Raw genomic sequence first — 25,137 nt, 5'->3', positions numbered from 1 at the left:
AAAAACAAAGTGGCAAGAATCATAAGGTTCCGGCAACGTATCTTTCTATAGGCGTCATCATGGAGGATACTTCCCGGGAACTATTCGAGAACTGCATACTCCCCGATAATACGGAATTGCAGGAGCATACGCTCATGACCGACCGCTGCATCGTCGTGGGGGACCGGTGCCGGATCGATTACGGGCTCGATGGCAAGGATGTGATCGTCTGCGAGTTCTCCTCGCTCAACGGTGACATCCACTGCGACGGCGACCTGCGCATCGATAACTTCTGCGAGGTGTCGGGCGACGTCTTCGTGACTGAAGATGCCTACCTGGGTGAAGGAGTGAAGATCCAGGGACGGCTCATCGTCAACGGCGACCTCGACATCGGCGACAACGTCCAGATTGAAAAGGGCTTCGAGGCGAAGGGGTGGATATCGATACGCAACCCGATGCCCGTCATCACCTACATCGTCCTCTATCTCGTCACCCTTCTGGGGATAGAAAAGGAGGAGGAAGTCCAGGAGATCCTCGATAAGCTCTTCGGCTACGATGAGGACGATATCACCGGCGTGCCCCTGATGATCCCCTCCCACTCCGTCCTCAACATGCAGACCTTTTCCGTCCCGAAGGCAATGTCCATCGGGGAGAACTGTCGTCTCCACGGAAATATCAAGGCGGGCTCGGTGACGGTCGCGAAGGGGGGCACGATCTTCGGGAGCCTGCGGGCCGACGAGTTCGCGGAGATAAAAGAGGCGAACGCCATCCACGGCGACGTCTACGCAGGCGGCAACGTGACCATCTGCGAGAAAGTGCACATTTTGGGCGATGTCCGGTGCGAGAAGCTCTCCCTGCATGAGGAGGCCTTCGTCGACGGGACGATCAAGGCGCTGGGCGGCGTGAAGATAGAGAGGAACCCATGCTGATAGAGAATATTTTTGGAACAGAGGATATCGGGTGCATCGAACCGACATTTGCGAACCTGACGGAAGACTATTACACGGCCGAACTCCTCGAGCTCGAGGCGGAGGAAGGCCGCCTTTTAATCAACGAGAACGACCACCCGATTGCCTTTGCGGTCCGGGCAAAGGGTGCGTGGACGGCGGCAAGCTTCGTCTGCCGCCCGTGCTCTCCCGCGGTATTCGACCGGATGGAGGAGCTCGGCGGCGACGTCTATCAGGAGCCCCAGCAGGAGTACATGCGGGCCCTGATGGAGTACTACAACGTCCGCCTCTGCGGCCATGTCCGGCCCGCTCCCGAGGACAACCGGCCGGGGCGCCAGGAGATGATCGTTTCCCTCCTCCGGGAGGTCTGGAACGATGACATGGACGGCCGGTCCTGCATCGACTGCTGCTGCGGGTCGGGCGTCGTCTCGGCGGCGCTCCGGGACTGCGGGGCGTACCCCGTCGCCTACGACAATGACCCCGAACTCATCGCCCTCGGGCTTGTCACCGGTCGCCTTCTTCCCGAGCAGACGATGCACATCGATGCGACCGTCGCGGGCGAGTACATCGGCCCTGCCGAACTGGGGGCGGGTCTCATGCTCGGCGACATCACGTCCTTCAACAGCGAGATGTGGCAGCAGATCGTCTGGGAGCTCCTGTACTTAAGCAAACGGACGCTGATGTCGACCGCGACCGAACCGGAGATCCGGCTCATCGGTGAGTGGTGCGAAGAGATGGGGCGTCCCTGCGAGATCTTCGCTCACGATGCCGATCCCATCTATGACGCCTGGGTCTGCGTGGCGGAATAAATATATAATTATTCCATTCGTTTTTCAAATCCAGCCGCGGCCGATCATCGCCTGGACAACGCGTTCTACCGCGACCGAGTAGGCGGCCTGCCGCATCCCCACGCCGTAGCCTTTACCGCTCTCGAAGACCTTGTGGTAGGCCTGCGTCATCTTCTCGTCGAGGCGGCGGTAGACCTCATCCTCGGACCAGTGGTCCATATTGAAGTTCTGCACCATCTCGAAGTATGAGACGATCACCCCGCCCCCGTTGCAGAGGAAGTCGGGGATGATGTGCACTCCTTTCGGTTCGAGGATCATGTCGGCGCCCTTCGTCGTCGGGCCGTTTGCAAACTCCGCGATGATCCGTGCCCGCACCCGCTCCGCATTCTTTTCGGTGATCACGTTCTCCAGGGCCGCCGGGATGAGGATGTCCACGTCCAGTTCGACGAGTTCTTCGTTCGTAATCTCCGTCGCCCCGGCAAAGCCCACGACCGACCCCGTCTCTTCCTTGTGCGCCATCACGGCATGCGGGTCGAGCCCTTCCGGATGGTGGATGCCGCCCTTCGAGTCGCTCACGGCAACGATGGAGCACCCGTAGAGGTCGGCACCGCAGATGGCCGCGTTGGAGCCGACGTTCCCGTAGCCCTGGATGGCGACCGTCGCGCCGGCAAGGTCCAGGCCGGTCTCCTTCGCGGCCTCGCGGATGGCTATCCACCCCCCGCGGGCCGTCGCGTCATGGCGCCCCTCGGACCCCCCGAGGACGACCGGTTTGCCGGTGACGACGCCGAACGTGGTCGTGCCGGTGATCGCCGAGTACTCGTCCATCATCCACGCCATGATCTGCTCGTTCGTGTAGACGTCCGGTGCCGGGATGTCCCGGTCCGGCCCGATGAAGTCGGCGACGGCCCGGACATAGGCGCGGGAGAGATTCTCGAGCTCCCGCTCGCTCATCGTCTTCGGGTTGCAGACGACCCCCCCCTTCGCCCCGCCGAGGGGGAGGTCGTGGAGGGCGCACTTCCAGGTCATGATGGCGGCAAGGCCGCGGATGGTGTTCGCGGTCTCCGCCGGGTGAAACCGGATGCCGCCCTTGGTGGGTCCGCGGGCGCTGTTGTACTGGATGCGGAACCCCTGAAACGTCTCGATTCTCCCGTCGTCCATCATCACCGGGATGGAGACGTGCAGCTCACGCCGGGGATGTTTGAGGAGCGCTTCGATGTTCTTGGAGAGCGAGAGGTCCAGGGCGCAGGCGCAGAGGTTCTGGTGCACCACTTCCAGAAGATCTTCGTCGTTCATCACCATTCACCGTTGAACAACCATCCTTTCTCACCCTATATATACCCCCATCGCCGGCGCCCCGATGTTTATGCGTCCGCGGCGCATACGATGATGCATACATGGGGGATGCAGCAAGAAAGAATATGCCGGAGCTTCTTGCACCGGCCGGGTCGCCGGAGGCGCTCGATGCCGCCATCGCCGCCGGAGCGGACGCGGTCTACCTCTCGGGGAGGCGGTTCGGCGCCCGGAAATACGCGACGAACTTTAGCCCGGAGGAGATCGCCGCCGTCATCGCCCGGTGCCACGAGCGGGACATGAGGGTGTATGTCACCATCAACACCCTCATCGCCGATGCCGAGATGGCAGACGCCCTCGGTGACGCTATCGCCCTCTACCGGGAGGGGGTTGACGGCATCATCGTCCAGGACGCAGGTCTCCTCGCCCTCCTCCACCGCCTCGTCCCCGGCCTCGAGCTGCATGCCTCCACCCAGATGACCGTCCACTCGGTGGAGGGTATTCGTGCGGTCCACGAACTCGGCGCCCGGCGGGTGGTGCTTGCCCGCGAGATGACGGCGTCGGAGATTGCAGACGCCCGCACCGCCGCGGACGTGCTTGGGATGGGCCTGGAGGTCTTCATCCACGGGGCCCTCTGCTACTCCTACTCCGGCCAGTGTCTCCTCTCCTCCCTCATCGGGGGGAGAAGCGGCAACCGGGGCGCCTGCGCCCAGCCCTGCCGCAAGCACTACGAGCTTCTCACGTGGGAGGCAGATGAATACGGCCGCCCCGAACGGGTGCGGACGATGGGGGAGGGGCCGTCGTATCTCCTCTCGCCGAAGGATCTCTGTACCTATCCACGGACGGCAGAAGTGCTTTCGGCCGGTATCGATGCCCTGAAGATCGAGGGGCGGATGAAGTCGCCGGAGTATGTGGCGGCCGTCGTCGCCGTCTACCGGCGGGCGCTCGATGCGACGGCAAAGGGGAGATTTTCGCCCTCGGATGCGGACATGCGTCTCCTTCTGGAGGCGTTCAACAGGGAGTTTACCGGCGGCTACCTCCTCGACGGTCGCACAGGTACGGTGATGGGAAAGGACTTTGCCGCCAACCGCGGCCTTCTCATCGGGGCGGTCATCAAAATGCAGCCGTCACGGCGCATCGCCCTCGTCCGGCTGAACGGGATGCATGACCCGGCAGCCGGCGACGGGATGGTGATCGCCCTCCGCCCGGACCGCTCGGACGCCGTCCCTGTCGTCCTGCGCCGGGACCCCGACCGGAGAGGTGATGTGGTGGAACTCCCGGTCCGGGAGCGGGTGGCCGTTGGGGCTGAGGTATTCCTCACCTCGGGAAAGGCGGTTGCCGCGGCCCATGCGAATATCATGCATGCACCGCTTCGTCGTCCGCTCCCGCTCCACCTCCGGTTGAGCTTCCGGGAGGCGACCCCTGTCCTTGCGGGGACGGTGCGGACCCGCCGGGGCGAGGTCACGTTCGAACTCGTCTCCCCTGTCCCGATGGAGCCGGCCCGTACACAGCCGGTTTCCGCCGGAAAACTCCGGGAGCTTATCGGCCGGACGGGCGACGTCCCGTATACCATAGAAGAGTTCACGATTGATTATCCGGGTGATCTCTTCCTTCCCATCGGGGCCATCAACGCATTCCGGCGCAGCTTCTTCGAGGGGCTCGTGGCCGCGGTCGCGGCGCAGTACCGACCCGAAGCGGAGGCGGTTGAAGCGGCAAAGCGAGCCGTCGCCGGGGAGGTCGCCCGGAGAAGCGCCGCTTATGACCTTCGCAAGGGAGAAGGAGCGCCCCCTGAGGTCGCGGTCTGGGTTTCAACCCTCGAGGGGGTCGCAGCCGCCGCCCACGCCGGGGCCACGCGGGTCTGTTTCGAACCCTCTGGATGCGGAGGAGCGCCCGGTGAACACGAGGGAGGCGCCGGGGTCCACACCGTGGAGGAGCAGCGGGAAGTATTGAAGGGAGCCATCGAAGCGGCGGCGACAATCTGCCGGGAACATGGTGCCGTCCTTGTATGGAAGTGGCCCCATATCACCCGGGAAGCGTGGCTGCGGATGGCCGTTTCCCTCCTCTCCGGCGTCAGGGGTTCCGTCGACGGCGTGATGGTCGAGGGCCTCGGGGCCGTAGAGGCGGTCCGGGAGGCTGATCCGGTGATGCCCGTTGCGGGAGCCGCGGGACTGAACGTCTTCAACGCGGCGGCGGTGGCGGCCCTTCGGCCGTGGTGCGGGGCGCTTACGCTCTCGCCCGAGATGACCCTTGATCAGATCCGTACCTGCGCCGCCATCGCCGCGGGGGACGCCCCGGAGGAACCCTGCCGTCTTGCATACCTCGTCCACGGACCGGCGGAACTTGCCGTCGCCGAGGACTGCATCTTTGCGACCGCAACAGGTTGCCCCGGCAGGAAACGGTGCCGCCGCCGCGGGATGGTCGCAGGCATACGCGACGCGAAAGGCCACATATTCCCGGTGACGACCGACGATGCGTGCCGGACCCATATCTGGAACTCCCGGGAGACCTGTCTTGTCGACTCACTCCCCCGACTCGCCGATGCAGGAATTGCAGAGATCATTCTCGACTGCCGCATCAAGCCTCCGGCATACACGCGGACGGTCACCGCCGCGTACGTCGAAGCGGCAGCGGCGATGGAACGGACGGCAGGCGACGGGAAGAAGGGTGCGGCGGAGCTCCTGTCGCTTCTGGAGCGGAAAAAAGAGGATCTGAAGAAAACCGCCGTTGGCGGTCTGACCGCAGGACACCTCTACCGTGGCGTTCTCGACTCCCCGGAGTAGCGGTTGGTGCCGCCCGGCGGGCAACAAAAAATGGGGGATTTTTAGGGTTTGACGCGTTTTGCCTTCGAGCGGATCATCGCCGCCTCTGCGCCGTCCGAAACGCGGAGGAGGAAGGTCCCGTGGCAGGGTTTGGTGAAGGGGAAGGTGACGACATCCCCGTCGAGGCCGATGAGGACCGGCGGAATGCCGATGATCGCCTTGTCGAATATCCTGAACCCCGGCCGCACCTCGTATGCCTCCGCACAGTGGGCGCGGATATACTTTGCCGCCTCGGGAAAGGAGGCGTGGCGGATGATCACTTCATAATCCAGTTTTTCTATGCATCCCATGTGTCAAGCACCTCCTGGACCCTGCGTTTCAGCGGCAGGGGATTGTGGCTTCCCTTTGCGGCAATCACCCGGCAGCCGACGCCTTCCAGGTCCGCCATCCGCGTCTCGGTCTCCTCGCCGAAGAGGAGGGCGTAGGTCGTCCCTCCTGCGATCTCCTGCATCGTCGCTGCGTAGGCGACCGCCGCTGTGTTGTGGACGAGGACGAAGGCCGCGTCGACAGTACGCGTTCCCCCGGCAAGCTCCTCGATGACAGTGTCGAGATCGGCGACCTCCGTCAGGTAATGATGGTCCGGGTCGGCGACCTCCAGAAGCGACCGCGCCGCGGGCGTCCCGCCGACGAGGCAGGGAATGTTCCGGCGGTTGAGGGCCGCACAGAGCCAGAGGGCGATGCTCGTCTGGACTGGCACCTGGGGGCATCCCAGGAGAATGAGTGCGTTTCGTGGTTTGTTCAAGTCAGTGTCTGTCATAGGTCGTGTCATCCCCATTCGATGGTCTTGTCGTGCCGGATGCCGGGGAGGATGCCCTCGATCCGCTCCGGGTGGGCGAAGATGGTGAACCGGTTCCCCCGGGAAAAGTTGATCAGGGTGACATTCGCCTCTTCTGCAAGGAGGATCCCCTTATCCGTGGGGGCCGCCCGCGAGATGAGGATCGGGATGCCGGCGTTCGCCACTTTCCCGACCATCCCGGACGGCTGGCGTCCGGTGCACCCGAGACAGCATTCTCCACGGTCGACGCCGGCGAGTTCGGCGGCGCCCACGACCTTGTCGACGGTGTTGTGCCGTCCGATGTCACAGCTCTTTGCGACAACCCCCCCCTCCCGGACGAGGACCGAACAGTGGACCCCCCCCGTCTGTTGCCAGGTGTCGGAATGGATCTCCGCTGTTGCAGCATAGACGGCGTCCGGGGCCATGGTAAGAGATGAGATCACCCTCGGTGGCACGTTCTGTTTGACGCCGTGGCCTCCGCCGGTCCGCATCTCCAGGTCGGCGAATCTGCGCACGTCCGCCTCGACCCAGATCTCCGTTCCGGTTGAGACCACCGACTCGACCGTCTCCGCCAGTCCCTCACAGATCACAAACCCGGCACCCAGTTCCCTGAGCATCTCGTTCGATGCGACCTGTTCTATCAGGAGGGAATTGTTCAGGTGGATTTTGAACCGGTCCTCCCGGATGACAGTATCAAAGATCTTCTCCGGATTTCCGTCCTCGACCCGAATTCCGGGATATCGTACGGTGAGCATTGCGTCTTCCTCCTGCGTGTATTCGTTCTTCGTCCCTATAAATTATTGAGATATACCGGGGGCCGTGCGTGGCACGTGGGTTGACATTATATCGGAAGTCCGCATTATATGAATGGATGATGTACGCACAACGCCTTGATAACCTCCCACCATATCTTTTTGCCAGAATAGACGCCATGAAGGCGGCAAAGAGAGCCCAGGGAGTCGATGTGATCGACCTCGGAGTCGGCGACCCGGACCTCCCGACGCCCGACCATATCGTCGAATCACTCGTGGCGGCAGCCCGCGACCCGGCAACGCATCATTACCCTGATTACACCGGTATGCTCTCGTACCGGGAGGCCGTTGCCGCATGGTACAGGGAGCGCTTCTCCGTCGAACTCGACCCGAAGACCGAGATCCTCGCCCTCATCGGGTCGAAGGAGGGGATCGCTCATGTGCCCGAGGCATTCGTCAACCCCGGTGACTATGTCCTCGTACCGGACCCCGGCTACCCGGTGTACAAGACCGCCACGCTCTTTGCGGAAGGAAAGGTTCACGAGATGCCGCTTGCCGCGGAGAACGGATTTTTGCCCGACCTCGAGGCGATCCCGGCAGAGGTCCTCGCCCGGTCGAAGCTGATGTTTCTGAACTACCCGAACAACCCGACCGGTGCGGTTGCGGGCCTCGGGTTCTTCAATGAAGTCGTCGAATTCGCCCGCGAGCATGACATCGTCGTCATTCACGACAACGCGTACTCGGAGATCTCCTTTGACGGCTACCGGGCGCCGTCCTTTTTGGAGGCCGACGGGGCAAAAGAGGTCGCCATCGAGATGCACTCCCTCTCGAAGACCTACAATATGACCGGATGGAGAATCGGCATGGCATGCGGCGGCGCGGATCTCATCGCAGGCCTCGGCCGGGTGAAGACGAACATCGACTCCGGTGCCTTCGATGCGATACAGCGGGCGGCGATCACCGCGCTGACCTCCCCGCAGGACTGCATCGCGCAATCGTGTGATGTGTACCGGGAACGCCGGGACGCCCTTGTTGCGGGACTCTCTGATCTCGGCTTCTCCGTGACCGCCCCCAAGGCGACCTTCTATGTCTGGATGAAGGTCGACGATTCGATGGCCTTTGCGGCGAAGATGCTCGATGAAGCGGGCATCGTCGTCACCCCGGGTGTCGGGTTCGGCACCTACGGCGACGGATATGTCCGCTTTGCGATCACCCGGTCGGTGGAGCGTATCGAAGAGGCGATTGAGCGGATGCGGGGCATGGACCTATGAACGGCGCCATGACCCTGCCGCCGCACCTGACGGTGAAGGAGGGGCACCTGCATATCGGGAGCCACGACACCGTGGCGCTTGCGAAGAAGTACGGAACGCCCCTCTACGTGACCGACGAACAGCGCATCCGGGCGAACTTCATGGCATACCGGGAGGCGCTCACCGGCTACTACGACCGGGTACAGATGCTCTATGCGGCAAAGGCAAACGGGAACCTTGCCGTCCTCAGGGTCTTTGCCGACATGGGGGCGGGCGCTGACGTCTTCTCGGCGGGAGAGCTGTATCTCGCCCTCGTTGCAGGCATGCGCCCCGAACACCTCCTCTTCAACGGGAGCTCGAAGACGGCGGAGGACCTGAAGCTTGCAGTCCAGAAGAACGTCCGGGTCTCGCTCGACTCCATCGACGAGATGAAGCAGCTCAACGAGATTGCACGGGCCATGGGCACCACCGTCGAGTGCTCCTTTAGGGTGAATCCCGCAATGGAGGTGCCGACGCACCCGAAGATCGCAACGGGCCTTGCGACGAGCAAGTTTGGCATCCCCGCGGGGCAGATCAAGGAGGCATACCGTGCCGCCGTCGAGGCCTCGAACATCGTGCCGGTCGGGCTGCACTGCCACATCGGCTCACAGATCCTCGATGTGGCGCCGTTTGCCAAGGAGGCCGAGGTGCTCGTGAAGGTGGCAAAGGAGGTCACCGATCTCGGCGTCACCCTCCGCTTCCTCGACATGGGCGGGGGGCTTGGCATCCCCTACAACCACACGACCGAGGCCGCCCCCACGCCACAGGAGTATGCGGATGCGGTCATGCCGGTCTTTTTGGACGGTATCGAGAAGGCGGGCATCAAGCCGGCGTTCTGGGTCGAGCCGGGGAGAAACCTGATGGGCGACTCCACCGTGCTTCTCACCTGCGTCAACTCGGTGAAGACGACGCACAAGACCTTCGTGAACGTCGACGCGGGATTCAATCTCCTCGCCCGCCCGGTGATGTACGACTCGTACCACGAGGTCATCGTCGCGAACAAGGCGGAGCTGGCACCGGCGGGACGCTGCACGGTCACGGGCCCCATCTGCGAGACCGGCGACATCCTTGCCCACGACCGCGACCTCCCCGAGGTCGCGCCGGGCGACGTCATCGCCCTCCTCGACACCGGGGCGTACGGGTTCTCCATGTCATCCCAGTACAACAGCCGGCCACGGTGCGCCGAGATCATGGTCAACGGCGGCATGGAAGCGCCCATGCGCCGGGCCGAGACCATCATCGACCTGAAGATGACCATGGAATCACTCCCATGGCAGAAATAACCCTCTTTTTCCGGTGAAGACAATGCGGGCGCATTTTTCACTGGTCGATGATCTCATCCCGTGGGAGGAGTACGAACGGGAGGTCTTCCGGGTCATCGAGGAGTCGGGCGGCATCTACGAGGAGCGGACGGCCGCCATGATCGTCGTTCGAAACGCCGGGCGGAGCCACCGGAAGATCGCCGATCTTGCGGCGGGACCGAGCTGTATTGCGTTCTTCGGGAAGGTGCTGGAGCTCCGTGAACCCCGGCAGTTCGAGCGCAGGGACGGGACGCCGGGACTGGTCGGCAGGGTCCTTCTTGGGGACATTTCCGGGGAAGTCTGGCTTGTCCTCTGGGACGAACAGGCGCTCTCCATCGCGGACATGCGGGTGGGTGAGGTCCTTGAGATCGTCGGCAAACTGCGGGAGGGCGGCGAGGTATTCGCGCTCGACATGCAGCGGACGGCATGCGACATTCCCACGCGGCGGGAGCCGGGCGGATTCTCCCCGTCGGGGCCCGACGAGGAGTCGGTCGCAGGCCGTATCATGGCCGTCGGACCGACACAGACCTTTACCCGGCGGGACGGGACGGACGGAACGAAGACGAACGTCGTCGTCGGCGGTGATGACGGGTGTGCGGTCGTCGTCGTCTGGGACCCCGCCATCGCTGCGGGACTTGCGCCCGGCAGGTCGTACCGGTTCACCGGCGTCCGGCGAAACGATCGGAGCCAGGGCGTCGAGTACTCGCTCGGGCGGGCGGGGTCCGTCGTGCCTGTCGACGAGGCGTTCATGCCCCGTTATGATGAGGCGGATGCGATCACCGAGGGGGACTGCGTCTCTCTTTCCGGTTCCGTCAGGTCGTCCGCCCCCGTCCGGGAGTTTACCACCCGCAAGGGTGACATCTCGTGGGTCCGCAACGCGGAACTGGAAACGGACACCGGAAGGGTGCACCTCGTCCTCTGGGGCGAGGACGCAAAGACGGAGCTTATCGAGGGCACCCCGCTTGCCATTTACAACGCGATTGTCAAACGCGGCCGCTATGGGGATCTCGAGGTGCACGGCAGCTGGGGGAGCGTTCTTGCGGTGGAGAGGGCCGGTGACGGACTGCCCGGCAGGGAAAATGGGGAAAGCGATGAGGATGATACCGGATGGGACCCCGCAGCCGATACGGCATCCGCACTCGGGGAACCGGTCGAAGTCCGCATCACCGGCACGGTCATCGACACGGCGGAAGGCCGGTGCATCGACGACGGGACGACCTGCTACCGCTGCGACGCCGCACTCCTCCCCGGTGCGGAGGTGGTGGTGGAGGGCATGCTCGACGGTGATATGATCCTTCCGTACGAGGTGAGCGAGGTGCCGCCGGACGTAGTCGGTCTCCAGGAGCGGCTCCGGCGTCTCGGCTCCCGCTGAATATTTTTCCCTTTTTTACTTTCACGACGCACGGCGCAGTGACCTATAGCCACTTTCGCAATGGTTATCCAGTTGAATTGATGAGAGGTACATACGCATGCCGGAACTAGATATTGAAGACCTTCCAGGTGTCGGCCCCACCACCGCCGACAAGCTGCGGGACGGCGGATACACGACCATCGAGGGGATCGCAACCGCATCCTACGCGGATCTCGCCGAAGCGGCGGAGATCGGCGAGTCGACGGCGAAGAAGATGATCAAGGAAGCCCGCAAGATGGCGGATATCGGCGGGTTCAAGACCGGGACCGTGGTCCTGGAGGAGCGGAAGGAGGTCCGCAAGCTTCAGTCGCTCGTCCCTGATTTCGACGACCTGATGGGCGGCGGTCTGGAGACGAAGTCCATCACCGAGTTCTACGGAGAGTTCGGGTCGGGAAAGAGTCAGATCTCGCACCAGATGGCGGTCAACGTGCAGCTCTCCGAGGAGGAGGGCGGTCTGAACGGCTCGTGCATCTACATCGACACGGAGAACACCTTCCGGCCCGAGCGTATCGAGCAGATGGTACATGGCCTCCCCCCGGAGATCGAGCACCCGCCGTTTGCGACCATCCTCGAACACATCCATGTCGCAAAGGGGTACACCTCGGACCACCAGATGCTCCTCGTCGACAGCGCCCGTGAGCTTGCCGGGGAACTGAAGACGAGTGACAAGCCTGTCCGGCTGTTCATCGTCGACTCGCTGACGGCACACTTCCGTGCGGAGTACTCGGGACGGGGCACGCTCTCCGTCCGGCAGCAGAAGCTCAACAAGCACATGTACGATCTCGCCAAACTGGCCGAGGAGCATAATGCCGTCGTCCTCGTGACCAATCAGGTCCAGTCAAACCCGGCCGTCTTCTTCGGCGACCCGACCAAACCCGTCGGCGGCAACATCGTCGGGCACGCATCCAAGTTCCGTGTCTACCTGCGAAAGAGCAAGGGAGGCAAACGGGTGGCAAAACTTGTTGACAGCCCGAGCCTCCCCGACGGCGAGGCGGCGTTCATGGTCGATCTGACCGGTCTCAAACCAATCTAAATATCAGATACCTGACACATGTACTGACGATGAATGTGGAACGGGAACCCAAAGCGGTCATCACGGACCTGGACGGCACACTCACCGACGAACGACGGCGCCTGAACACCCGTGCGGTCGACTGCATCCGGCATCTCGTTGATGCCGGGATTCCGGTCATCTTTGCAAGCGGCAATACCATCTGTTCGCTGACAATCCTCTGTAAGATGGTCGGCACCGACGGGACAGTCATCTGCGAGAACGGCGGGCTGTACAGGATCGGATTCCACGGTGAAGAGCGCGTGTTGGGGGACATCGCGCTCTGCCGGGCCGCGTTCCACCACCTTGAACACTATTTTGGCAGGCAAGGCGTAGAGCTCGAGCTCTACAGCCCGGAATATCGTTTCGCCGACGTCGCCTTCGCCCGGACGGTGGAACCGGAGGAGGTGAAACGCGCACTTGCAGGCTTCGACGTGCGTGTGCTCGACACCGGTTTTGCGATTCATCTCCAGGGACACGGCATCAGCAAAGGCACTGCGTTTGGCTGCGTCGCCCGCGACATGGGCCTTGATGTGGGGGATTTCCTTGCGGTCGGCGACTCGCACAATGACCGGGAGATGATCGAGCTTGCGGGCACCGGGGTTGCGGTCGCAAATGCGAGCGATGATGTGAAGGACGCGGCGGACCGGGTCACGAAAGAAAAGTACGGGGATGGGTTTATAGAAGCGGTCAGGTCGGTATTTCCTTCACTTGCGTGAAGAGAGATACCGGTCGACGACGATATAATCCCGGATATCCTTGACGGCCTCGAACGGGATGAAGAGCTTGTCCCCTTCGGTGGCATAACTGGACGTATCGAAGTTCTGCTCAGGCTTGACGACAAGGTCGGTGACTTCCCCGGTCTTGAAATCGACCATGATATTCCGTATTGTCCCAATCACCATTCCATCCGTACTCATCACTTTTTTCTTTGAGAGATTGCGGGAGAATGTATTCCTCATATTAAAAAAGGAGGGCCTGATACTATTTAAATTGTTTCAATCTCGGTAAAAAAGGCCGTTTGAAAAAAGGTATTTTTTCAATCAGAGTGCAGGGAAGACCCTGATGATGTCCGACTGGGTGAGGATGCCGATGGGCTTGTCGTCCTTCATGATAAGAAGTCGCCCGATGGACTGCTCCTTGAATCTGCCGATCACCTCGTAGAGGTTGATGTCCGGCGGGGCGGTGACGACCTTGACGGTCATCACGCGTGTGACCGGGGTCGCAAGATCCATCCCGTTCTCAATCCCGCGGGAGATGTCCGAGAGGGTGACGATGCCCACCACCTTCTCCCCGTCCATCACCGGCGCCCCGTGGATGCGGTTCTTCGTGAAAATGCCAAACGCCTCCCGGAAGGTGGCCGTCGAAGGTATGCTCTTGACCGGCGTCGACATGTAGTGTTTGATCTTCTTTTTGGGAAGCGAAATCATCTCGGTGATCGTGATGAGAAGCGACTGGGAGACTTCGTCCTTCCCGTATATCTCGCCTCGCACCAGCAGTTTGTTCACGGGCGACGGTCCGATGGTGATCCGATCACCGATCTGGAACATCTTGACGCTGCCGATGAGTTTGACGACCGCCTGACAGATATCGGGGTGACAGAGGGTGGTAAAATCTATCTCGGTCACGTTCACACTCGGGACGATGTCATCGCCTCTGCGTATCGGCACCCGGGCATCGGTTGCATAGTCGGCGATATTGAGTTCCTTGTAGGCAAGGGACGTCGGCGTATATCCGCCCTTCGGCCCCGGCACCCCGTCGACAAGCCCCAGCGCCTTGAGGGCCTGCATCTGATTTCGCACGGTCCCCGGGTTTCGTTTGAGCATATCCGCAATGCCTTCGCCTTTGATGGGGGATGAATGCTGGTGATAGAGGGCAATGAGGGTGATGAGAATATCTTTCTGGATGGGCGACAGATCCATAATGGTTAATCATAAGCGATTTGTAGTAATAATGGGTTGTGCTTTCTGTGGAATTTGAACATATACCGACAATACCGACTGCCGATGAACTCCTTGAGCGTGCGCTCAAGAGAGCGGCGGCCGCCAAAAAAGAAAAGCGCAACAAGGTCCGTGCAAACGAGGAGTTCGTGCGTTCGGTGTCGAAATCCCTTTACGACAAACTGGACGACACCGTCCGCCGGTTCCCGACATTCGAGAACCTGCCCATCTTCTATCAGGAGATGACGAACATCCTCTTTTCCATCGACAAACTGCGGCGGTCCCTCGGTGCCCTGACATGGGCCGCAGGGCGCATCCGCGAGGTCGGAAACGACTATGCATGGCGGATTCGAACGAATCCGGATGATGCATCCAACCTGCGAAAGGCCGCTACCGGGCGCATGGCCTCCATCATGCACCAGGTGGAGGACGACCTCGTCCTCCTGAACAGTGCCCGCGATGTGCTGCGAAAACTCCCCGATATCCGCGACGAGTTCACCGTGGTCGTCGCAGGATACCCGAACGTCGGCAAGTCCTCCTTCATCCGGCTGATATCGTCCGCCGAACCTGAGGTCGCAGGATACGCGTTTACCACGAAGCAGGTCGTCGTGGGACACCGGGACGTGGGACGCGAGCGCATGCAGATCGTGGATACCCCCGGGATCCTCGATCGTCCGGCAGAGGAGCGCAATTATATCGAGCACCAGGCGCTCTCGGCGATCACCAATGTCGCCGATGTCATTCTCTTCATCATCGACGCGAGCGAGGCCTGCGGGTACCCGGTGGAAAGACAGCTCGCCCTTCTCGAGGAGGTCCGCCGGGTGGTGGGTGACGTCCCCGTCGAAGTGGTGGTGGGCAAATCCGACCTCGCCGGGATGGAGGGCTACCTGAACATGTCAACGACAACAGAAGAGGGGATTGAGGAGGTCGTGGAAGTCCTTCTCAGATATATGGCAGCCAGCCCCAGGTCCCCGCCAGCATACAGCCAAGAAGAAACCCTGTAATCACTCCTCCGTTCAGGAGCGGAAGACCCGCCTGAACATTCCCTTTATTGACATAGTGCATAAGGACGACAAGACCGGCAAGGCTGCCCGCAATCGCGCCTATGGTGGGGAGGGAGAGCGTCCAGAAAACTGAGGGGGCCTCGAGGAAGGCATAGGAGGAGACGACGAGGATGGAGGGCATGATGAGGTCCCCCATGCCCATGATGAATGCCCCGCGTTCGTTCTTCTCCTTGTGGATGGCGATTCCCTCTTTTCTGTACGAGTACCCCACACTCTTCGGAACGACGACGAGAATGGGGCTCTTCGTTGCGATCACCCCTTCGGCGAGATCGATCATGTGCTTCGTCCGGTAGACCGAGATGGCGTCGTAGACGGCGAGCAGCACGAGGAGGAGGATGACCGGCAGGATACCGAGGGAGATGCCGAAGATCGATGCTGCCCCCGCCGAGACGATCACCCCCATTACGTCGATGACATACCACTCGGGATAGAGGTAGAGGACGGCCGTCGAAAGGACGGTCGCAACACCCGTCGCCAGATATCCTGCGATAGTGGGGCCGAGGAGGAAGAGGAAGACGGCGCTGTAAATATAGAGGAAGATGAAGACGATGGAGAAACCGATGATCGCCGTGATGACGTTCTTTTTGCCCTTGCGGATGAGCCAGAGCAGAACGGCGGTGAAGATCAGCAGGAGCACGATGAAAAATATCGGGTTTGCGGCCGAATCCGGGTCTTCGAAGGCCTCGTACCCGGCACCGATCATGAGGGGGGTGACGGCAAGCGCACATATCTGGACCACCAGCAGCAGGAGCAGCATGCCGGCCAGCGGGATATAGGAACGAATCCCCGATTCTTCACTCATTGGAGGTACTTCTTGACCGGGATATGGATAAACGTATATGGTGCCCGGTTATTCTCGACCCGTTTCTCCCCGTCTCTTCCCCGGTTGCAGGCATTGTCACGTCCGTCCGGTCCGATTCGGGCGGCAGCGGTTCTGTGCGGTGCCGGACGGGTGCGGATTCGATATAGTTAGATTAATTACTGGTTTGCCATCATGACATATCATGGATATTCAGGAATCTCTTGTCGACATTATCCTTGCAATCGTGCTGATCATTGCCACGCTTGTCCTCGTCCTGCGGGTATGGCAGGATCTCATCCTCGCGGTGGCGGCCACGCTCATGATGGCATCGCTGGGCGGGCTGTTTCTTTCGCTCGGAACGAAGATCCGTGCGCTCGACCAGAACGTGAGTGCCCGTGAACGCACCATGCGGATGAACCTGGACGAGCTCAACCAGATGGTGAATAAGAAGTGTGATACGATGATCTCCGAGGTTCACCAGATCGTTTCCGAACTTTCGCGTCGCGTGTACCGCTGAAAATACCATACACGCACAATTTTTTATGGGTGTAGGACTACGCGAGATTCTCGCAGATTACAAGACGACGGTTTCCTGGGATGCCCTTGCGGGCAGCGCCGCAATTGACGGGAACAATGCACTGTACCAGTTTCTGACCATCATCCGCCAACCGGACGGAACGCCCCTGATGGACCGCGAAGGGAGGGTGACCTCGCACCTGTCGGGCCTCTTCTTCCGGACGGCGACCCTCATGGAGAAGGGTATCCGGCCGGTGTATGTCTTCGACGGAAAACCGCCCGACCTCAAGATGCGGACGATCGAGGAGCGGCGTGCTGCCCGGAGCCGGGCGGCGGAGGCATGGTCGGAGGCACTGGCGGCAGGCGATGAGAAGGAGGCCTACAAACAGGCCCGTTCGGCGACCCGGCTGGATAAGGAGACGGTCGAGGGCGCACAGGAGCTTCTCCGCCTGATGGGCGTCCCGTATCTCACCGCGCCCTCCGAGGGCGAGGCTCAGGCGGCATACATGGCGCAGCGGGGGGACGTGAGCTATGCCGTCAGCCAGGACTACGACTCGCTCCTCTTCGGGGTACCGGTGCTCGTGCGCAATCTCACCGTGAGCGGAAAACGGAAGATCCGCGGCCGGACCATCTCGGTCGAACCCGAACGTATCGTCCTTGCCGAGGTGCTGGCCGGGCTTTCCATTACCCGCGATGATCTTATCCGGATGGGCATTCTCATCGGCACCGACTTCAATACGGGCATCAGGGGCATAGGACCGAAGACGGCGCTTAAGATCGTCCGGGCCGGCACCTTTGATGAGACGATGGCGGAGAAGGCCCCGGAGACGGATGTGGAGCCGATATTCGAATTCTTCAGGACACCGCCGGTGACGACGGATTATACCGTCGAATGGCGGACGCCGGACGAGGACGGCATCCACGATCTCCTCTGCAATACCTACGATTTCTCATCTGTGCGCGTAAAGGCCGTCCTGGAGAAGATGCGCTCGGGCAGCGGGCAGAAGACCCTGGATCACTGGTTCTAAAGCACCCGGACGGCATCTGTCCGAAGCTTGAATACCCCCGGTGCTGAAATGTATGATCATGCACCCCCGGGTGATCACCTATTCACGAAATGCGTTTCTTCCGCTCACGACCGTGTGCCGGAACACGTGCGGATACTGCTGTTTCCGCACCCCGGTGCAGGAGGGCTGCATCATGCCTCCGGCGGTGGTGGAGGAGACCATCCGGTACAGCGCATCGATGGGATGTACCGAGGCTCTCTTTACGTTTGGTGAACAGCCCGGCATGGTCGAGGGGTTCGACGCGGCACTGGCACCGACCGGCTATGCGACGATTCTCGACTACTGTTACGATATGTGCCGGGCGGCCATCGATGCGGGGATGCTTCCACACACGAACGCGGGAATTCTCACCCGCGAGGAGCTGGAGCGCTTCCGCACCGTCAACGCCAGCATGGGGCTCATGCTGGAGACGACGGCCGAGATCCCCGCCCACCGCAAGGCACCGGGCAAGGCTCCCGAGGTCCGCATCGCGATGATGGAGGACGCCGGGCGGCTGAAGATACCGTTTACGACCGGGCTTCTGATAGGCATCGGGGAGACTCCCCGTGACCGGGAGGAGTCGCTGGAGGTCATACGCGACCTGCACCGGCGCTACGGCCATATCCAGGAGGTTATCATCCAGAACTTCTGCCCGAAGGAAGGCACCCCGATGGAGGCCGCCACCTATCCGGGCACTGAGGAAATGTGCGGGATCATACGGCTTGCCCGCGAAATCCTGCCCGATGACGTGATGGTGCAGGTCCCGCCGAATCTGGCCGATGCCGCCTACCTCATCGAATGCGGCGTGGATGATCTCGGGGGCGTCTCCCCGGTGACGATCGACTACGTCAATCCCGAACATCCATGGCCGCAGATAGAAGAGCTGCAGGGTCTTGTCGGAACAAATATGCTCAGGGAACGCCTCTGCATCTACCAGCGGTTCATCGACCGCGGGTGGAACGACCCGTCTCTCGAAGGGCTTATTAAAACTCTTGCTGAAGTGATTGAAGAACGCAATATGCAAATGATGAAGAGAAACGGAGAGGAGCTATGAAGAAAGGGGAACTCCTGTATCAGGGGAAGGCAAAATCGGTGTACCGCTCGGACACCCCCGGTGTACTGATCGTCGTCTTCCGGGACGACATCACGGCGTTCAATGGCGAGAAGAAGGATGTGCTGGAAGGAAAGGGTGTCTACAATGCCCGCGTCTCCGCCTTCTTCTTCAATTACCTCGAGAAGAACGGTATACAGACGCACTATCTCGGGATGGAAGACGACCGGACCATGGCCGTACGGGAACTGAAGATGATCCCTCTTGAGGTCATCGCCCGCAATATCGCGGCAGGGTCCATCGTGAAGAAATTCCCGTTCACCGAGGGGCAGCCGCTCTCCCCGCCGGTCATCGTCACCGACTACAAGAACGATGCCGCAGGCGACCCCTCGATCAATGATGACCTGATCATAGCGCTCGGTTTTTTGACGCCGGATGAGCTCGCCTTCGTCCGCGAGCAGACGCTTCGCATCAATCTCCTGCTCTCCGAGTTCTTCGCCGAACTTGGCATCGATCTCGTTGACTTCAAGATCGAGTTCGGCCGGACGGATAACGGCATCTACCTTGGCGACGAGATCAGCATGGACTCGATGCGCCTCTGGGACCAGGAGACCGGCGAGTCGCTGGACAAGGACGTCTACCGCTTCGGCAAGGGCGATGTGATGTCGGCCTATGCACGGGTCGTGGAACGGATCACCGATGAAATGCGTGGAGGAAATGCATGAGTTTTACCGCAAACATTACCATATCACTCAAGGAAGGCATGCTCGACCCGGAGGCCCGGGCCATCCAGCATGCCCTCTCCAATCTTGGATTTGAGACTGAAACGCTTACGACCGCACGGGTGTTCTCCATCACGATGGACGTCCCGACGGAAGCGGACGCCCGCATTCGTGCCGGGGAGATGTGCGAGCGGCTGCTTGCAAACCCGGTCATTCACTCCTACGAGATTGAGGTCCTGAAATGAGATTTGCAGTACTCCAGTTTGGCGGAAGCAACTGTGACCATGACGCATACCATGTCGTGCACGATGTCTGCGGCGTGGACTGCGACCTGATATGGTACAAGGAAGGCATCGGCCGGGAGTACGATGCAGTCATCATCCCCGGTGGATTCTCGTACGGCGACTACCTGCGGGCCGGCGCGATTGCGACGCGGACGCCGATCATGCAGGACGTGCTCGCTCATGCAGGTGCCGGACGGCTGGTCCTGGGCATCTGCAACGGCGCTCAGATAGGTGCCGAGAGCGGGCTCGTCCCCGGGGTCTTTACGACCAACGAATACCCGAAATTCATCTGTGAGTGGGTCCACCTGAAGGTGGAGAACGCCACCTCTCCCTTCACCACGAAGTACCGTAAAGGAGAGGTCATCAGGATCCCGATTGCCCACAAGGAGGGGCGGTATGTCGTCCCGCCGGGCGTGGGCAGGCAGCTCCTCGACGAGGGACGCGTGGCCTTCCGCTTCTGCAACGAGGCAGGCGAATGCACCCCCGCGTCCAACCCGAACGGGTCCGAGCTCAACATCACAGGTGTTTTAGGAGAGGACGGCAATGTCCTTGTAATGATGCCGCATCCCGAGCGGGCGGCGGAAGGCATCCTCGGTTCGGACGACGGACGTCGCCTGTTTGAGTCGATGATTGCCCATATCGAGAATCAGTAAGCAGGTGAATGATGACCGGAAAAAGCAAAAAAGCCGATGAAGAAGCCATCCAGAAGTCCATCAGGGAATGGGCGGCGGAGTACGCTGCTTCGAAGGACTGGCACCTGAACCCAAACGACAAACAGCTCGACGCTGTCCTGAAGGGGCTGGCACGAAATACCGTGCGCCTGGGCGAGCGATACTGTCCGTGCAGGATGCGCACCGGTGACGAGGAAACGGACAGGGAAATCATCTGTCCCTGCATATTCCATGAAGATGAACTGGCAAACGACGGGAACTGTCACTGCCGGCTCTTCTTCAGGGATGAATAGGTCTCATTTTTTACACGTGAATTCCAGAAAAGCCCCATCACGGTGACTCTCCAATGCCTGTCGACGCCATCATACCATTTCGCCCGGTAAACCCGAAGACGCGGCTTTCCGACATCATGGATCAGCAGGAGCGTGAGGCCTTTGCCCGCGTCATGCTGGGCGATGTGATCCGTGCCCTCCGGGAGGCCGGGTGCAGCCCGTGCATCCTCTGCACGACGGACTTTCGTCATACCGGGGCCGCGACATACATCGATGAACAGGGTCTCAACGAGGCGCTCAATGACTATCTTGCCCGTTGCACCGGAGGGCCGGTCCTCATCTTCATGTCGGATATTCCACTCGCAACGCCAGCATCTATCCGCCGTGTCATCGAAACCGGGGCGGATGTGGCCATCGTCCCCGGGAGGGGCGGCGGGACCAATGTGATCTTCATCAGGGAACCCTCCCGGTACCGGGTCGATTTCTACGGCGCAAGTTTCTGCGATCACATGGCGATCGCCGAGGCGGCGGGGCTCTCCGTCGAGGTGATCGATTCGTTTTTCATGTCGACGGATATCGACGAGCGGGAGGATCTGGTGGAGATCCTTCTCCACGGAAAAGGAGAGAGCAGGGGATATCTACAGGGTATCGGTATCGGGCTTTCCCTTGAGACGGGACGGGTCAGCGTGCAGCGCAGCCCCCATGAATAGGCACTCTGCCGCGTCTATCGTCTCGACACCTCTTTCTTCGGTCATGGGGATATTCGTCCCCCGTATGAGCGCGGCCGGAACGCATTCGTCCGCTTCACCCATCACGAGTTCTGCAGCGGATGCAAGGTTGTCCCCGATGGCACGTTTCGTCACCTCGAGCGTCCGGCCGAAGAGATCGTTTCGCCCGACATCGTCCTCGACGGCGCCGAACCCTGCACATCCGATGGCGACCCCGCCGCACCCGAGGCGCATCGCATGGGTTCGTGAATCGGCGATGAGCACGCCGACGGTCCTCCCCGTCTCCCGACGGATGCGCTCGCGAATGGTGGCGGCGCTTTGGTCCGGGTCGTCGGGAAGGCAGACGAGCGCACCCGGGGGTGCGTTCGACCCGTCGGTGCCTGCGTTCGGGAGGAGCGTCCCCCCCCGAAGACACAGGAGAAAGCCCGGTATGCCGCCGATGATGGCGTCACTCTGGCCGATGACGACCTCGACGACCCGCGGGTCCATCCGGTATTCTTCGGCGAGGCGTTCTGCCTCGGCCGAAGGAGTGACATCGTCGAGGTAGACGATGGCGCCTTCGGCAGAGGCAAGGGCGCTCTCTGCGATGACGATGATGTCCCCGTCTTCGATGCCGCAGGCCGTTTCAGCCGAGGTGAGAATGGCCTGTGTGATATCGTCACCGGCGGTGATGATGCCGGTGGTGAGCCCATAAACACAGAAATTGTCCGTCATGTGATATTCTGCCTCGATTCCCTGAGGTGTTCAAAGATTCGTATTAGGTCTGCCGTTTCGCGTACATCGTGGGTGCGGACGACGGATGCTCCCTGCAGGAGGAGGTCGTAGGTGACGGCCATCGTTCCTGCAAGGCGCCCCTCCGGTGGCGTGTCAAGGAGATCGCCGATGAACGATTTGCGGGAGACCGCCGCAAGGAGGGGGCAGCCATGGGCCTGAAACGAGGAAAATGCCCGGCAGAGATCCCAGTCGTCTTCCATCGTGCGTTCGGGTATCCAGTGGCCGATGGCGGGGTCGAGGATAATGTCGGTGATGCCCGCCCGGTGCGCCCGGTCGATGACCGTCTCGCAGGCCGCATGGGTCGCGGTAACCCCGACGGCGTCGCCAGGCACGGCGGTGGACGCCATCAGAAAGACCGGCAGCCCTGCGTCTCCGGCGATACGGGCGTAGTCGGGGTTTGCAAGGCCGTGGATATCGTTGATGGCGTCGATGTCATACCGGAGGGCTGCATCGAGCACGTCGGGAAACATCGTGTCGACCGAGACGGGGAGCCCGATCCCCGCCAGTTCCTTTAATGATGCGCAGAGACGCTCCTTCTCCTCGGCGGCACTGAGGGGCGGGGCATCGGGTGCCGTCGAGCGTGCTCCGAGGTCGATGATCTCGGCGCCATCGTCCAGAAACCTGAATGCCGTGTCACGGAGCTTTTCACGGGGAACAAAAGAATGAGAAAAAAAAGATTCGGGGCTGGCATTCATCACGGCCATCAGGCGTACCGGGTCGCCGCCGCCAATACCCACCGTTCCGACGAAACACTTCAACATATCTGGCGTTTTGCGGCGGCGAAGGTGTTCTCCATCAGCGTCGCAATGGTCATCGGGCCGACCCCGCCCGGAACCGGCGTGATGGCGGAGGCGACATCTGCAACCGCGTCGAAGTCGACGTCGCCGCAGAGTTTGCCATCGTCGTCATAGTTGATGCCCACGTCGATGACGACGGCACCTGGTTTGACCATATCCTTCGTGACGAACCGGGCCTTGCCGATGGCGCTGACCAAAATGTCCGCCGCCTTCATCTCATCTTCGAGGTTCTTTGTCCGCGAGTGGCAGACGGTCACCGTCGCATCGGCGTTGATGAGGAGTGCTGCCATCGGGCGCCCGACATCGACACTGCGGCCGACGACGACCGCACGGGCGCCGGCGGTCGGAATGGCATACTCGGCAAGAAGCGTCATGATTCCGCCGGGAGTGCACGGCACGAACCGCGGACGTCCGGAGAAGAGGGCGCCGACATTTTCCGGGTGGAACCCGTCGACGTCCTTTGCCGGAGAGACGGCCTCGATGACGGCCTCGGTATCGATCTGTTTCGGCAGCGGGAGCTGCACGAGGATGCCGTGGACCGACGGGTCGTCGTTCAGGTGGGCGACTGCTGCCACGACCTCTTCGGTGGTGGCGTCTTCGGGAAGTTCGACGCCAACGGAGGTGACGCCGACATCATCGCAGGCCTTGTGCTTCATCCGCACGTACATCTGGGAGGCCGGGTCTGCCCCCACGATGACCGTTGCAAGGCAGGGGACACATCCTGAAGTGGCGATCTCCTCTTTGAGTGCCGCAAGGCGCTTTACTGAGATTCCTTTTCCATCAATTAACATACTTCATCCGGATAGAGGGTGAATCCGCTGGCAAGACCCTTAACTTCTTCCTTGACATCTGCAGTCATGGTCGTGTTCTCGGGGTCCTTGAGGACACGGGCGATGAAGAGGGCGATCTGTTTCATCTCGTCTTCCTTCATGCCGCGTGAGGTGACGGCGGGGGTGCCGATGCGAAGACCGGAGGTCACGAATGGACTGCGGGTCTCGCGGGGGATGGTATTCTTATTGACGGTGATGCCGGCATCACCGAGGAGGTTCTCTGCCTCAAGTCCGGTCAGTCCGATATTGGTCAGGTCGAGGAGGATGAGGTGGTTGTCCGTTCCGCCGGAGACGAGGTCGAAGCCTTCGTCGAGGAGGGTCTCCGCCATTGCCCGGGCGTTTTTTACGACCTGTTTTGCATATTCCGTAAAGGAGGGCTGGAGGGCTTCCTGGAAACAGACCGCCTTACCGGCGATGACGTGCATCAGGGGGCCGCCCTGCATGCCGGGGAAGACCGAGCGGTCGATGTCGGCGGCATACTCGTCGTTGCACATAATGATACCGCCGCGAGGTCCGCGGAGGGTCTTGTGGGTGGTCGAGGTGGTGAAGTTGACGACGCCCACCGGTGAGTTGTGCACGCCGGTGGCGCAGAGGCCCGCGATGTGGGCGATGTCGGCCATACAGTATGCACCGACGTCCTCGGCGATCTCCTGGAATGCCTTGAAATCGATCTCACGCGGGTAGGCGCTCGCACCGCAGACGATCATCTTCGGTTTTATTTTCCGTGCCTGCTCGGCGATGGACGCATAGTCCAGCATCTCCGTCTCGTGGTCGACGCCGTAGTGGGAGACCGAGTACCACTTGCCGGTGATGTTGACCGGTGAACCGTGGGACAGGTGGCCGCCCTGCGAGAGGTCCTGGCTCATCATGACGTCGTTGTGCTTCATGTAGGCAAAGTAAACCGCCTGGTTGGCCTGGCTTCCCGAGACCGCCTGGACGTTCGCATGTTCGGCGCCAAAAAGTTTGCAGAGCCGGTCGCGTGCAAGGTTTTCGACCATGTCATGGTACTGACATCCGCCGTAGTACCGTTTCCCGGGGTACCCCTCTGCATATTTGTTGGTCATGATGGAACCGACAGCTTCGAGTACTGCCTTGGAAACCACATTTTCAGAAGCGATGAGTTCAAGACCGTTCACCTGACGGGAACGTTCGAGTTCAATGATTTCATATACTTCTGGATCTGATTCGGCCAGACTAGACATATGCACACAAGTTGGATAGATAAGAGTATATACCTT

Annotated in this window: 29 protein-coding genes; 18 read left to right on the top strand and 11 right to left on the bottom strand. The window is 61.1% G+C overall.

From position 1 onward, the window contains the following. Positions 1 to 59: 59 nt before the first annotated feature. The gene (locus AZH53_RS03810) at positions 60 to 908 is read left to right on the top strand and encodes a polymer-forming cytoskeletal protein (RefSeq protein ID WP_319642209.1); all 849 of its coding nucleotides are present in this window, start codon (positions 60 to 62) and stop codon (positions 906 to 908) included. Next, the gene (locus AZH53_RS03805) at positions 902 to 1,735 is read left to right on the top strand and encodes a hypothetical protein (RefSeq protein ID WP_319642208.1); all 834 of its coding nucleotides are present in this window, start codon (positions 902 to 904) and stop codon (positions 1,733 to 1,735) included. The genes AZH53_RS03810 and AZH53_RS03805 overlap by 7 nt, the downstream gene beginning before the upstream one ends. Positions 1,736 to 1,759: 24 nt before the next feature. Here AZH53_RS03805 and AZH53_RS03800 read toward each other — a convergent pair whose 3' ends face one another. Next, positions 1,760 to 3,007, bottom strand: a complete 1,248-nt coding sequence (locus tag AZH53_RS03800) for a Glu/Leu/Phe/Val family dehydrogenase (RefSeq protein WP_319642207.1) — start codon at positions 3,005 to 3,007, stop codon at positions 1,760 to 1,762. Positions 3,008 to 3,108: 101 nt separating this feature from the next. Between AZH53_RS03800 and AZH53_RS03795 the strand changes: the two genes are divergently transcribed. Beyond that, positions 3,109 to 5,784, top strand: a complete 2,676-nt coding sequence (locus AZH53_RS03795; RefSeq protein WP_319642206.1) for a U32 family peptidase — start codon at positions 3,109 to 3,111, stop codon at positions 5,782 to 5,784. A gap of 41 nt (positions 5,785 to 5,825) precedes the next feature. Here AZH53_RS03795 and AZH53_RS03790 read toward each other — a convergent pair whose 3' ends face one another. The 3 genes from AZH53_RS03790 to fdhD are packed head-to-tail and all read right to left on the bottom strand — an operon-like array spanning position 5,826 to position 7,353. After that, positions 5,826 to 6,113: a DUF1894 domain-containing protein gene (locus tag AZH53_RS03790; RefSeq protein ID WP_319642205.1), complete on the bottom strand. Its 288-nt coding sequence runs from the start codon at positions 6,111 to 6,113 to the stop codon at positions 5,826 to 5,828. Beyond that, a complete protein-coding gene (locus AZH53_RS03785) occupies positions 6,101 to 6,580 on the bottom strand; it encodes a DUF1890 domain-containing protein (RefSeq protein WP_319642204.1) in 480 nt (159 codons plus the stop codon). The genes AZH53_RS03790 and AZH53_RS03785 overlap by 13 nt, the downstream gene beginning before the upstream one ends. Before the next feature lie 8 nt (positions 6,581 to 6,588). Beyond that, the gene (fdhD, locus tag AZH53_RS03780) at positions 6,589 to 7,353 is read right to left on the bottom strand and encodes a formate dehydrogenase accessory sulfurtransferase FdhD (RefSeq protein ID WP_319642203.1); all 765 of its coding nucleotides are present in this window, start codon (positions 7,351 to 7,353) and stop codon (positions 6,589 to 6,591) included. 119 nt (positions 7,354 to 7,472) lie between these two features. Here fdhD and AZH53_RS03775 point away from each other — a divergent pair, with 119 nt between their 5' ends. The 5 genes from AZH53_RS03775 to AZH53_RS03755 all read left to right on the top strand — a co-directional run bounded on the left by AZH53_RS03775 (position 7,473) and on the right by AZH53_RS03755 (position 13,121). Continuing rightward, positions 7,473 to 8,621 carry an LL-diaminopimelate aminotransferase gene (locus AZH53_RS03775; protein WP_319643638.1) on the top strand — a complete coding sequence of 383 codons (1,149 nt, stop codon included), beginning with the start codon at positions 7,473 to 7,475 and terminating at the stop codon, positions 8,619 to 8,621. Positions 8,622 to 8,629: 8 nt separating this feature from the next. Beyond that, entirely contained in the window at positions 8,630 to 9,922 is a 1,293-nt protein-coding gene (lysA, locus tag AZH53_RS03770) for a diaminopimelate decarboxylase (protein ID WP_319643637.1), read from the top strand. A gap of 22 nt (positions 9,923 to 9,944) precedes the next feature. Beyond that, positions 9,945 to 11,312 (top strand): hypothetical protein, encoded by a 1,368-nt coding sequence (locus tag AZH53_RS03765; RefSeq protein WP_319642202.1) that lies wholly within the window; start codon positions 9,945 to 9,947, stop codon positions 11,310 to 11,312. Positions 11,313 to 11,409: 97 nt separating this feature from the next. Further along, on the top strand, positions 11,410 to 12,384 hold the full coding sequence (gene radA / locus AZH53_RS03760) for a DNA repair and recombination protein RadA (RefSeq protein WP_319642201.1): 975 nt from the start codon (positions 11,410 to 11,412) through the stop codon (positions 12,382 to 12,384). A 29-nt stretch (positions 12,385 to 12,413) separates the two neighbouring features. Next, the gene (locus AZH53_RS03755; RefSeq protein WP_319642200.1) at positions 12,414 to 13,121 is read left to right on the top strand and encodes a phosphoglycolate phosphatase; all 708 of its coding nucleotides are present in this window, start codon (positions 12,414 to 12,416) and stop codon (positions 13,119 to 13,121) included. Here the strand turns inward: AZH53_RS03755 and AZH53_RS03750 are convergent. Together AZH53_RS03750 and AZH53_RS03745 are read right to left on the bottom strand one after the other, a co-directional pair. Beyond that, on the bottom strand, positions 13,110 to 13,364 hold the full coding sequence (locus tag AZH53_RS03750) for a PRC-barrel domain-containing protein (RefSeq protein WP_319642199.1): 255 nt from the start codon (positions 13,362 to 13,364) through the stop codon (positions 13,110 to 13,112). The genes AZH53_RS03755 and AZH53_RS03750 overlap by 12 nt on opposite strands. A gap of 81 nt (positions 13,365 to 13,445) precedes the next feature. Next, a complete protein-coding gene (locus AZH53_RS03745) occupies positions 13,446 to 14,324 on the bottom strand; it encodes a CBS domain-containing protein (protein ID WP_319642198.1) in 879 nt (292 codons plus the stop codon). A gap of 47 nt (positions 14,325 to 14,371) precedes the next feature. Here AZH53_RS03745 and AZH53_RS03740 point away from each other — a divergent pair, with 47 nt between their 5' ends. Beyond that, positions 14,372 to 15,346: an NOG1 family protein gene (locus tag AZH53_RS03740; RefSeq protein ID WP_319642197.1), complete on the top strand. Its 975-nt coding sequence runs from the start codon at positions 14,372 to 14,374 to the stop codon at positions 15,344 to 15,346. On the opposite strand, the gene AZH53_RS03735 is transcribed toward AZH53_RS03740, so the two are convergent. Beyond that, complete coding sequence (locus AZH53_RS03735) at positions 15,285 to 16,208, bottom strand: presenilin family intramembrane aspartyl protease PSH (RefSeq protein WP_319642196.1); 924 nt, start codon at positions 16,206 to 16,208, stop codon at positions 15,285 to 15,287. The genes AZH53_RS03740 and AZH53_RS03735 overlap by 62 nt on opposite strands. Before the next feature lie 23 nt (positions 16,209 to 16,231). On the opposite strand from AZH53_RS03735, the gene AZH53_RS03730 reads away from it, so the two are divergent. The 9 genes from AZH53_RS03730 to cofC are packed head-to-tail and all read left to right on the top strand — an operon-like array spanning position 16,232 to position 21,480. Further along, positions 16,232 to 16,375, top strand: a complete 144-nt coding sequence (locus AZH53_RS03730; RefSeq protein ID WP_319642195.1) for a hypothetical protein — start codon at positions 16,232 to 16,234, stop codon at positions 16,373 to 16,375. Positions 16,376 to 16,410: 35 nt separating this feature from the next. Then, positions 16,411 to 16,725: a hypothetical protein gene (locus tag AZH53_RS03725; RefSeq protein ID WP_319642194.1), complete on the top strand. Its 315-nt coding sequence runs from the start codon at positions 16,411 to 16,413 to the stop codon at positions 16,723 to 16,725. A 25-nt stretch (positions 16,726 to 16,750) separates the two neighbouring features. Further along, positions 16,751 to 17,752 (top strand): flap endonuclease-1, encoded by a 1,002-nt coding sequence (fen, locus tag AZH53_RS03720; protein ID WP_319642193.1) that lies wholly within the window; start codon positions 16,751 to 16,753, stop codon positions 17,750 to 17,752. Between the two features lie 58 nt (positions 17,753 to 17,810). Continuing rightward, positions 17,811 to 18,824 carry a 7,8-didemethyl-8-hydroxy-5-deazariboflavin synthase subunit CofG gene (cofG, locus tag AZH53_RS03715; RefSeq protein WP_319643636.1) on the top strand — a complete coding sequence of 338 codons (1,014 nt, stop codon included), beginning with the start codon at positions 17,811 to 17,813 and terminating at the stop codon, positions 18,822 to 18,824. Further along, the gene (purC, locus tag AZH53_RS03710) at positions 18,821 to 19,546 is read left to right on the top strand and encodes a phosphoribosylaminoimidazolesuccinocarboxamide synthase (RefSeq protein ID WP_319642192.1); all 726 of its coding nucleotides are present in this window, start codon (positions 18,821 to 18,823) and stop codon (positions 19,544 to 19,546) included. The genes cofG and purC overlap by 4 nt, the downstream gene beginning before the upstream one ends. Further along, the gene (purS, locus tag AZH53_RS03705; protein WP_319642191.1) at positions 19,543 to 19,788 is read left to right on the top strand and encodes a phosphoribosylformylglycinamidine synthase subunit PurS; all 246 of its coding nucleotides are present in this window, start codon (positions 19,543 to 19,545) and stop codon (positions 19,786 to 19,788) included. The genes purC and purS overlap by 4 nt, the downstream gene beginning before the upstream one ends. Further along, positions 19,785 to 20,480, top strand: a complete 696-nt coding sequence (gene purQ / locus AZH53_RS03700) for a phosphoribosylformylglycinamidine synthase I (protein WP_319642190.1) — start codon at positions 19,785 to 19,787, stop codon at positions 20,478 to 20,480. Before purS ends, purQ begins: the two co-directional genes overlap by 4 nt. A gap of 8 nt (positions 20,481 to 20,488) precedes the next feature. Beyond that, positions 20,489 to 20,791, top strand: a complete 303-nt coding sequence (locus AZH53_RS03695) for a ferredoxin-thioredoxin reductase catalytic domain-containing protein (RefSeq protein ID WP_319642189.1) — start codon at positions 20,489 to 20,491, stop codon at positions 20,789 to 20,791. A 53-nt stretch (positions 20,792 to 20,844) separates the two neighbouring features. Next, on the top strand, positions 20,845 to 21,480 hold the full coding sequence (cofC, locus tag AZH53_RS03690) for a 2-phospho-L-lactate guanylyltransferase (protein ID WP_319642188.1): 636 nt from the start codon (positions 20,845 to 20,847) through the stop codon (positions 21,478 to 21,480). On the opposite strand, the gene cofE is transcribed toward cofC, so the two are convergent. From cofE to glyA, 4 genes are read right to left on the bottom strand one after another with little or no spacing between them, the layout of a single operon-like run. Further along, positions 21,409 to 22,212 carry a coenzyme F420-0:L-glutamate ligase gene (gene cofE / locus AZH53_RS03685; protein ID WP_319642187.1) on the bottom strand — a complete coding sequence of 268 codons (804 nt, stop codon included), beginning with the start codon at positions 22,210 to 22,212 and terminating at the stop codon, positions 21,409 to 21,411. The genes cofC and cofE overlap by 72 nt on opposite strands. Next, positions 22,209 to 23,033: a dihydropteroate synthase gene (folP, locus tag AZH53_RS03680; RefSeq protein ID WP_319642186.1), complete on the bottom strand. Its 825-nt coding sequence runs from the start codon at positions 23,031 to 23,033 to the stop codon at positions 22,209 to 22,211. The genes cofE and folP overlap by 4 nt, the downstream gene beginning before the upstream one ends. Next, positions 23,027 to 23,860, bottom strand: coding sequence for a bifunctional methylenetetrahydrofolate dehydrogenase/methenyltetrahydrofolate cyclohydrolase FolD (gene folD / locus AZH53_RS03675; protein WP_319642185.1), 834 nt, complete (start codon positions 23,858 to 23,860; stop codon positions 23,027 to 23,029). The genes folP and folD overlap by 7 nt, the downstream gene beginning before the upstream one ends. Continuing rightward, on the bottom strand, positions 23,854 to 25,101 hold the full coding sequence (gene glyA, locus AZH53_RS03670; RefSeq protein ID WP_319642184.1) for a serine hydroxymethyltransferase: 1,248 nt from the start codon (positions 25,099 to 25,101) through the stop codon (positions 23,854 to 23,856). Before glyA ends, folD begins: the two co-directional genes overlap by 7 nt. Positions 25,102 to 25,137: the final 36 nt, after the last annotated feature.

The sequence above is a fragment of the Methanovulcanius yangii genome (genome assembly GCF_018687785.1).
Taxonomy (GTDB): Archaea; Halobacteriota; Methanomicrobia; order Methanomicrobiales; family Methanomicrobiaceae; genus Methanovulcanius; species Methanovulcanius yangii.
The sequence above is the reverse complement of the archived record's forward strand: the minus strand, read 5'-3'. Positions and strand labels throughout refer to the sequence as shown.

What these genes read in the sequence shown, in the direction of transcription:
- purC (WP_319642192.1), top strand. Translation starts at nt 18,821, where the DNA reads ATGAAGAAAGGGGAACTCCTGTATCAGGGGAAGGCAAAATCGGTGTAC.
- AZH53_RS03755 (WP_319642200.1), top strand. Translation starts at nt 12,414, where the DNA reads ATGAATGTGGAACGGGAACCCAAAGCGGTCATCACGGACCTGGACGGC.
- cofE (WP_319642187.1), bottom strand. Translation starts at nt 22,212, where the DNA reads ATGACGGACAATTTCTGTGTTTATGGGCTCACCACCGGCATCATCACC.
- folP (WP_319642186.1), bottom strand. Translation starts at nt 23,033, where the DNA reads ATGTTGAAGTGTTTCGTCGGAACGGTGGGTATTGGCGGCGGCGACCCG.
- AZH53_RS03810 (WP_319642209.1), top strand. Translation starts at nt 60, where the DNA reads ATGGAGGATACTTCCCGGGAACTATTCGAGAACTGCATACTCCCCGAT.
- AZH53_RS03785 (WP_319642204.1), bottom strand. Translation starts at nt 6,580, where the DNA reads ATGACAGACACTGACTTGAACAAACCACGAAACGCACTCATTCTCCTG.
- radA (WP_319642201.1), top strand. Translation starts at nt 11,410, where the DNA reads ATGCCGGAACTAGATATTGAAGACCTTCCAGGTGTCGGCCCCACCACC.
- AZH53_RS03695 (WP_319642189.1), top strand. Translation starts at nt 20,489, where the DNA reads ATGATGACCGGAAAAAGCAAAAAAGCCGATGAAGAAGCCATCCAGAAG.
- AZH53_RS03765 (WP_319642202.1), top strand. Translation starts at nt 9,945, where the DNA reads ATGCGGGCGCATTTTTCACTGGTCGATGATCTCATCCCGTGGGAGGAG.
- fen (WP_319642193.1), top strand. Translation starts at nt 16,751, where the DNA reads ATGGGTGTAGGACTACGCGAGATTCTCGCAGATTACAAGACGACGGTT.
- purQ (WP_319642190.1), top strand. Translation starts at nt 19,785, where the DNA reads ATGAGATTTGCAGTACTCCAGTTTGGCGGAAGCAACTGTGACCATGAC.
- glyA (WP_319642184.1), bottom strand. Translation starts at nt 25,101, where the DNA reads ATGTCTAGTCTGGCCGAATCAGATCCAGAAGTATATGAAATCATTGAA.
- AZH53_RS03730 (WP_319642195.1), top strand. Translation starts at nt 16,232, where the DNA reads ATGGATAAACGTATATGGTGCCCGGTTATTCTCGACCCGTTTCTCCCC.
- cofG (WP_319643636.1), top strand. Translation starts at nt 17,811, where the DNA reads ATGCACCCCCGGGTGATCACCTATTCACGAAATGCGTTTCTTCCGCTC.
- fdhD (WP_319642203.1), bottom strand. Translation starts at nt 7,353, where the DNA reads ATGCTCACCGTACGATATCCCGGAATTCGGGTCGAGGACGGAAATCCG.
- cofC (WP_319642188.1), top strand. Translation starts at nt 20,845, where the DNA reads ATGCCTGTCGACGCCATCATACCATTTCGCCCGGTAAACCCGAAGACG.
- AZH53_RS03775 (WP_319643638.1), top strand. Translation starts at nt 7,473, where the DNA reads ATGTACGCACAACGCCTTGATAACCTCCCACCATATCTTTTTGCCAGA.
- AZH53_RS03745 (WP_319642198.1), bottom strand. Translation starts at nt 14,324, where the DNA reads ATGGATCTGTCGCCCATCCAGAAAGATATTCTCATCACCCTCATTGCC.
- AZH53_RS03725 (WP_319642194.1), top strand. Translation starts at nt 16,411, where the DNA reads ATGGATATTCAGGAATCTCTTGTCGACATTATCCTTGCAATCGTGCTG.
- AZH53_RS03795 (WP_319642206.1), top strand. Translation starts at nt 3,109, where the DNA reads ATGGGGGATGCAGCAAGAAAGAATATGCCGGAGCTTCTTGCACCGGCC.
- AZH53_RS03735 (WP_319642196.1), bottom strand. Translation starts at nt 16,208, where the DNA reads ATGAGTGAAGAATCGGGGATTCGTTCCTATATCCCGCTGGCCGGCATG.
- AZH53_RS03790 (WP_319642205.1), bottom strand. Translation starts at nt 6,113, where the DNA reads ATGGGATGCATAGAAAAACTGGATTATGAAGTGATCATCCGCCACGCC.
- AZH53_RS03805 (WP_319642208.1), top strand. Translation starts at nt 902, where the DNA reads ATGCTGATAGAGAATATTTTTGGAACAGAGGATATCGGGTGCATCGAA.
- AZH53_RS03750 (WP_319642199.1), bottom strand. Translation starts at nt 13,364, where the DNA reads ATGAGGAATACATTCTCCCGCAATCTCTCAAAGAAAAAAGTGATGAGT.
- purS (WP_319642191.1), top strand. Translation starts at nt 19,543, where the DNA reads ATGAGTTTTACCGCAAACATTACCATATCACTCAAGGAAGGCATGCTC.
- lysA (WP_319643637.1), top strand. Translation starts at nt 8,630, where the DNA reads ATGACCCTGCCGCCGCACCTGACGGTGAAGGAGGGGCACCTGCATATC.
- folD (WP_319642185.1), bottom strand. Translation starts at nt 23,860, where the DNA reads ATGTTAATTGATGGAAAAGGAATCTCAGTAAAGCGCCTTGCGGCACTC.
- AZH53_RS03800 (WP_319642207.1), bottom strand. Translation starts at nt 3,007, where the DNA reads ATGAACGACGAAGATCTTCTGGAAGTGGTGCACCAGAACCTCTGCGCC.